The sequence below is a fragment of the Novosphingobium cyanobacteriorum genome (genome assembly GCF_029436685.1).
GTDB lineage: Bacteria > Pseudomonadota > Alphaproteobacteria > Sphingomonadales > Sphingomonadaceae > Novosphingobium > Novosphingobium cyanobacteriorum.
Genome location: NZ_JAROCY010000052.1, coordinates 1 through 5511 on the forward strand (window position 1 = coordinate 1; position 5511 = coordinate 5511).

Consider the following 5511-nt stretch of genomic DNA (forward strand, 5'->3'; position numbering starts at 1 on the left):
TTGATCCACCCGACTTCGGCCGTTTGCGCGACGACAGACACCGCTCGGGGCGAAAAACGCTTGCCCAGCGAGCAAAATCAGGCGATCTTGAAGTCAAGCGGCAGGCCACTTGGGGAATGTCGGTTACATCCGCACGCGTCTCAAGGCATGATCGCGTCAGAGGCGAAAGCATGCGATTTATCAGCGAAACGGAGAAGATATGACGAAGAGAAAGAGCGATGCGGCGAAGAAAATTAATAGTGCCCACTCGCGGAGGCCCAACAGTTTTACCGAGCTCTGCACGACGTTGGTTGCGTCACTGAGTTCGTCTGTGTGCCAGGCATGACGCACATGGGCGATTCCTACGGGCCGCTGTCGGCGCGGCGCGCACAAAACGTAGCATTGTTGGATTGGTTCGAGCGATTTCTATGACTCTCAAAAGCATCTTCCAAATATTCCTGCTGGCGCTGGCGATGCTGATCGCCGGCTATGTGCGCACGGCTATCAGCCCCCTGCAGGAGGCGATGCGCCTGTCCCTTCATCTATCCGACAATCAAATGGCCCTGTTGCAAGGACCGATCATTGGGGTTCCGGTGACATTAACAGCCATACCATTGGGTCTATTGATCGATCGCGCCAATCGCGCGCGGCTGCTCCTTGGTCTTGTGACAATCGCTGTTGCCGCTAATTTCGCCACCGCATTTGCGCGCGACTTCACACAGCTCCTCAGCACGCGAGCAATTGCCGGGGTGTCCGCGTTAGCGATCCTGCCCGTAGTTTATTCCTTAGTCGCCGACCACTTCGCGCCGCACCTGCGTGGTCGCATGATTACCGTCGCCACCATCGGACAAATTGTCGGCAACTCCATGGCTTTCGCCCTGGGGGGAGAACTTCTAGTGCTGGCGCAGGCCCACAGCGGGGACTGGCGCACGGCCTTGAGTTGGCTTGCCGCACCGGGCGTCGCCGTTGTGCTGCTCATGCTCTTGCTCCGCGAGCCTCCGCGCTTGGAGGAGGCTAAAGGGACGCAGACGATCGCTGGCGCGTGGGAAGAGTTGCGCCACACACGCACTCTTATCTTGATGCTTTCAGCCGGAATTATCTGCGCAGAAATTGCCATCGGAGCCATGATTATCTGGGCTAGTCCGATGTTCTCACGCACCTATGCCGCAGCGCCCGACGCGATCGGCTTTCTCATGGGCTCAGGCATGCTGATCAGCGGTGTATTGGGCCCAGTCATCGGGGGAGGCCTTGCCGACTACTGTCAACGCACGGGCGGCACTGGCCGAGCCTTGCTCTTTCTCGTGTTGCTAGCCGCCCTGGGCGCACCCGCAAGCTTGTTCGCATTTGCTCCGACTTTTTCTTGGGCGAGCGCTCTCTTGATGGTCTCGCTTACCCTGATGATTGGCGTGGCGATGATGGGCATCACGCTCGTGATGAATGTCGTTCCCGACCGTCTTCGCGGCCTCTGCATGTCCGTGCTCGTCGCAGCAATCCTGCTCTTTTCGCTGGCAGTAGCGCCACCGCTGGTTAGCGTTTTGTCCAACGTGCTCGGAGGGATCGACATGATCGGCAAAGCACTCTCCATCGTGTGTGTGGCCGCGGCACTCGGATCGACTTTCGCGTTCTTTCTGGCTCGCCGCTATTTTAAAGAAAGCGTTGGCGCGGCAGGCTCGACGGCGACGGGCACGGTCACCGCCCAATGATGCAGGTTTTTTCACTCGCCGGCGAACCGAAGTCCCGAGGTCTAGCGCACGGTCGCACACACGCTGCCGCGATAAAATCGTGGCTAGGCGCTTGGCTCAAAAGTTTGCAGGCCGCCGGCGTGGGCAATCCTGACGTCTACGCGCGGCGGTTTCTAGCCGAGTCCGGTCTAGTTGTTTGCATTGAGCACGACGCTCCCGATCTGCTCGAGGAGATACGGGGAACGTCTCTCGGCGCTAATGTCCCGTTCGATCTCGTGCTAGCGGCGCAGCTCATGGACGAGGAATGGGAGTATCGACGATCGCAAAATACTCGATTCACAAAACCCGAAAAATGCAGCACGCTGGCGATTGCTTCGGCGGGCTCGCCGGTCTGGATCGGTCAGAATATGGACCTCGGCGCGTGGACCGATGGCCACCAGGTCGTGCTGCACATCGCTGAGCCCGACGGCAATCCCGACGCCCTCGTTTTTTCTCTCGCAGGCATGATTGGGCTAATGGGCGTGAACGAATGCGGCCTCGCGGTAGCAGTTAACGCTCTTCCTGAACTATCAAGGTTGCGACCGGGCCTCCCCGTCGCATTCATCATTCGAAAACTGCTGCAGGCAACATCCCTGACGGACGCAAGCGCAGTCCTATTGGCTACTGAGCACGCAACCTGCCAGCATTACCTGCTTGCGGACCCGACAGGGCTGCGCTCCTTTGAAGTTGGCCATGACACAATCGTCGAACTCAGTGGCGCAACGGCGGATAGATTATTCCATACCAATCACGCACTCGCCCCGCAGCTTCAACAAGTGACTTCGACATATGATCAACTGAACAGCAAATGCCGCTTAACGTCGCTAAGCGACAGGCTCACAAGTGCAAAGCCAACATTGACCGTTATCCAGAATGCGCTCTGCGCGTCCGATCACGCAACTCACCCAGTTTGCCGGCCCCATCCGGGCGCGCAATCTCAGCACAATACCAACTTCACCACGGGCTCGATGATCGCTCGCCTGGAATTCAGGGTCGACCTTATATCCGCCTGGTTTAGCATCGGCCCGCCTGACCGGGACGGCTATCATGCTTTGCGGTTTGAAGATTAGAGGAGATGTTGCCGAGTGGGCCGCAGTTCATGGGGTTGTGGCTTCGCCGAACTCGGCGCAGATCGTTTTCAGTTCTTCGAACTCCGCCATGCCGTACTTCGACCCCTCCCGGCCGATCCCGGACTCTTTGCATCCCCCAAATGGCGCGAGCTCACTCGAAATAAGCCCTGTGTTCAATCCAACCATCCCGTAGTCGAGCGCATTTGAGACACGGTGCGCACGGTCAAAGTCTTTGGTGAAGAGATACGATGCAAGACCCGCGCTCGATGCATTGGCTAACTCAATCGCTTCACGTTCTGACTCAAAACGAACAAGACCCGCGACAGGCCCAAACGTTTCCTCGCTGCAGAGCAAGGCGTCTCGCGGCACCTCTGTGAGCACAGTCGGTTGAAAGAACTGCTTGCCCGCGGCATGACGTTCGCCTCCAAAGAGCAGAATCGCACCTCGCGCGCGCGCGTCTTCAACATGGCGAGCCACCTTGTCGACCGCCAAGTCATTGATGAGCGGTCCCTGAGTGACCTCTTCCCCGAAGCCGTCGCCAACCTTGAATGATCGCACAGCCTCAGCGAGCCGCTCGCTAAACTCTGCGTAAACCTTTCCCTGGACTACAAATCGATTGGCGCAAACACACGTTTGACCCGCGTTTCGAAACTTCGAAGCAACAGCGCCAGCCACCGCCTTCTCTAAGTCGGCGTCATGAAAGACAATAAATGGCGCGTTACCGCCAAGCTCCAGAGAAACGCGCTTAAGCGGATCCATGCATCTCGCCGCCAGCCTTTTGCCCACATTAGTGGAGCCTGTGAACGTAAATTTTCGAACTCTGAGGTCCGCAAGCAGAACCTCGCCGATCGGCGCCGGCGCACCACAAATGACGTTAAGCGCACCGGCGGGAATCCCCGCCTCCTCGCCCAACAGCGCCAACGCCAAAGCCGTGAACGGCGTCAACTCAGATGGCTTCAAGATGACGGTACAACCGGACGCAAGGGCCGGTGCAAGCTTCCGCGTCACCATCGCCGCCGGGAAATTCCAGACGAATACGGCTTGTTCAGGCAAGGTGGCTTCCTGAATCAGCCACCGCACTTCAGCCGGAAGGTGGGCTCAGGAGCACCACCAAAATATGGATGCGCGCTTACAAGAACGCACTGCTTCGCACGAATTCGCTCAATGTGGGGTAGCATCGTCTGCCTGTCAGCTGCCGGATCAATTGGGAGGGCTCCTGTCGTCTGGTCTAAACCGTATGCCGGAACAACGACTTCCTCAGGCTCCAGGTCTTGGTCGACATCGTCACATTCGCGATCGTCAATCGCACTGTCGGGGTCGCTGATCGGACAGCCAGGTCCACCCCAAGGGAGCGGACGATTACTTCCGCCGCCATACTCTTCGTCCTCGCCGTTGTTGTGGTCAAATTCGTCGCCGTTGAGCTCGACATCAGGATCCGGGTCCATTGCGTCGAGCAGATCGATCGCAACCGACAGGAACGCTTCCACGGTCGGACGATCGAAGCGGGAGAGGATTTGCACCACTGTGGGCATTTGGGCCGGGACAGGGAATCGGGTGACGGTGGCGGGATCGCCGCCTATGGGGTTCGTAGCCATATTCAGCACTCCTTTGTCTGTATGCTGTTTGTGGTCAGGGGGTGGGGCGAGTTGGTACCTCGCCTCATCCCCGCTTAACGCAGGCGACGTTCGGCCTGCAGCTGTTCGATCAGTTCAATCATTTCCAAACGCAGATCCTGGGCGATGACAATGGAAGTGCTCGCCCGTCCTGCGTAATGCTTTGCCTCACCGCTGATCCGGGAAATGGTTTCTCGTGTGTGTTCAAAGGCTTCGGAGAGCAGGTGTTCGATGTGGCAAGAAAGAACCTCCAAGCGGTCCAGCACTTTCTTAGTGTCAGCCGTGAATGTAGGGGTCATTTCAGTCATGATTCGCGCTCCTATCGCGAGTGGTGATGAGGGGGCGAGGTTGGTTGGTCCCGGCGCTCGCTCCCGCTTTCTCCGGTTGCCCGGCGAAACTTTATCCGTTGGCCCGCTCGGGGAATGAAATATCATACGTGCCTTGCGGAGTGCAGATAGAGTTCAAGGCATCGAACCCCGTCCAGCTCGAAATGCAGACTCTAGGCGACAGGCTCAGCGCCTGTGGGATGATGCGATCGACGTTCATGGAACGCTGGGAGAGCGCTATCTCGTTGGCAGATTTCTGCTCCCGGACCTCCCCGACATCCGGTTCCATCCGCGGTGCCCTCTTGGCCGAAAGCCAAACACTGCGTTTCATCAAGCCCTGCTTGTGGCCGTGCGTGACCTAGGCCGGCTTGTGGCGGTTCAAAGGATCATCCTGGACCCTAGATCAGGCCGACATCGCGGCAAGTTCTTGCTGGGGAGCTGCGGGCAGGGGGCATGGCAACCAACATTGTCTGATGGGGTGTTGGCAATTGCGGAAGGCTTCGAAGACGCGGCCGCCTTCACAAGTCTGACCGGCGTGACCTGCTGGGCGGCCATGGGCGCTGCTCGCTTGCCACTCCTCCATCTTCCGAAGGGGATCCATACGCTAATCATTGCCGAGGACAACGATGCACCTGGACAGAATGCTGCGCATCAAGCGAGCAAGACCTACGCCAGACCAGGCTGTAGCGCGACGATTACGGTGTCCGGTCGGCGTCAATTTTGATGGCCGATAGGTGGCCGCGCCGGTTGGTGAATTCTGGCTACCATTTGCTGTTGCGAGGAGCAACCGTCGAGCGACAAT

7 protein-coding genes are annotated in these 5511 nt (G+C 58.3%); 4 read left to right on the forward strand and 3 right to left on the reverse strand.

Annotated features, from left to right (window positions below):
* The 3 genes from POM99_RS21895 to POM99_RS21905 all read left to right on the forward strand — a co-directional run.
* The coding region (locus tag POM99_RS21895; RefSeq protein WP_277280898.1) for a hypothetical protein at positions 1-203 on the forward strand (203 nt) is incomplete at its 5' end.
* A gap of 204 nt (positions 204-407) precedes the next feature.
* Positions 408-1682 (forward strand): MFS transporter, encoded by a 1275-nt coding sequence (locus POM99_RS21900; protein WP_202084661.1) that lies wholly within the window; start codon positions 408-410, stop codon positions 1680-1682.
* On the forward strand, positions 1682-2770 hold the full coding sequence (locus POM99_RS21905; protein WP_236672402.1) for a C45 family autoproteolytic acyltransferase/hydrolase: 1089 nt from the start codon (positions 1682-1684) through the stop codon (positions 2768-2770). The genes POM99_RS21900 and POM99_RS21905 overlap by 1 nt, the downstream gene beginning before the upstream one ends.
* Before the next feature lie 27 nt (positions 2771-2797).
* Here POM99_RS21905 and POM99_RS21910 read toward each other — a convergent pair whose 3' ends face one another.
* The 3 genes from POM99_RS21910 to POM99_RS21920 form a co-directional block, all read right to left on the reverse strand.
* Positions 2798-3823, reverse strand: coding sequence for an NAD-dependent succinate-semialdehyde dehydrogenase (locus POM99_RS21910; RefSeq protein WP_277280901.1), 1026 nt, complete (start codon positions 3821-3823; stop codon positions 2798-2800).
* A gap of 14 nt (positions 3824-3837) precedes the next feature.
* Positions 3838-4365, reverse strand: a complete 528-nt coding sequence (locus POM99_RS21915) for a hypothetical protein (protein WP_277280902.1) — start codon at positions 4363-4365, stop codon at positions 3838-3840.
* A gap of 74 nt (positions 4366-4439) precedes the next feature.
* On the reverse strand, positions 4440-4691 hold the full coding sequence (locus tag POM99_RS21920; protein ID WP_277280904.1) for a hypothetical protein: 252 nt from the start codon (positions 4689-4691) through the stop codon (positions 4440-4442).
* Between the two features lie 133 nt (positions 4692-4824).
* Here POM99_RS21920 and POM99_RS22590 point away from each other — a divergent pair, with 133 nt between their 5' ends.
* Entirely contained in the window at positions 4825-5433 is a 609-nt protein-coding gene (locus tag POM99_RS22590) for a DUF7146 domain-containing protein (RefSeq protein WP_438823049.1), read from the forward strand.
* The last annotated feature ends 78 nt before the right edge of the window (positions 5434-5511 follow it).

Bases quoted from the DNA above. Each gene is read 5' to 3' on its own strand.
- POM99_RS21915 (WP_277280902.1), bottom strand. From the start codon at position 4,365: ATGGCTACGAACCCCATAGGCGGCGATCCCGCCACCGTCACCCGATTC.
- POM99_RS21905 (WP_236672402.1), top strand. From the start codon at position 1,682: ATGCAGGTTTTTTCACTCGCCGGCGAACCGAAGTCCCGAGGTCTAGCG.
- POM99_RS21920 (WP_277280904.1), bottom strand. From the start codon at position 4,691: ATGACTGAAATGACCCCTACATTCACGGCTGACACTAAGAAAGTGCTG.
- POM99_RS21900 (WP_202084661.1), top strand. From the start codon at position 408: ATGACTCTCAAAAGCATCTTCCAAATATTCCTGCTGGCGCTGGCGATG.